1 protein-coding gene is annotated in these 665 nt (G+C 71.3%); it reads left to right on the top strand.

Features of this window, described 5'->3' with window-relative positions; genetic code table 11:
• Positions 1 to 432: 432 nt before the first annotated feature.
• Positions 433 to 665, top strand: a 233-nt coding sequence (locus QQK25_RS23455; RefSeq protein ID WP_284190118.1) for an Ada metal-binding domain-containing protein, incomplete at its 3' end; no start/stop codon positions are given.

The raw sequence follows: 665 nt of genomic DNA, 5'->3' as shown, positions 1-665 counted from the left end.
CGCCCGGGCCACCGCGCCGGCCACGTCGTCGGCCCGCGGGGCCATGCCGATCCGGCTGCCGTCGATGGGCGAACGCACAGCCCAATCCCCCGCCGCCGGCGCCGGCTGCCCGAGGGCCCCGAAGATGGCGACAACTTCCGATGAAAGCAGTGGTGCGCCCATGGCAGACTCCTTGTCCGGCGGTGATGACTGTTCGACACCCTGCCCGCCGCAACAATCCGCACCCGACAAGAATTCGCTCCGGGAGCGATCACCACAAGCCCCCGTAGGTCGGACTTCAGTCCGACAAACCCTGCCCGATCAACCCGTGGTGTCGGACTGAAGTCCGACCTACAGGGGCGCCGCCAGCGAAAGCACGATTCCATCGCAAGAAGCGGAGTGCAGGCGCCGCCAAGCCGGTCTACAGTTCGAGCACCCAAGCCGGAGCCCCCCATGAAACCCGCCCCCGCCAGCCCGATCACCGCCGACCCGCGCTGGGCCCGCGTCCTCGCCCGCGACGCGGCCGCCGACGGCAGCTTCTTCTACGCCGTGAGCACCACCGGCGTTTTCTGCCGCCCCAGCTGCGGCGCCCGCACGCCCCGGCCGGAGCACGTGCGCTTCTACCCCACCGCGGCAGATGCCGAAGCCGCCGGCTACCGCCCCTGCAAGCGCTGCCGGCCCGATGC

It is taken from the genome of Zoogloea oryzae (genome assembly GCF_030161255.1).
GTDB lineage: Bacteria > Pseudomonadota > Gammaproteobacteria > Burkholderiales > Rhodocyclaceae > Zoogloea > Zoogloea oryzae.
This window is presented reverse-complemented; position numbering and strand designations above follow the sequence as displayed.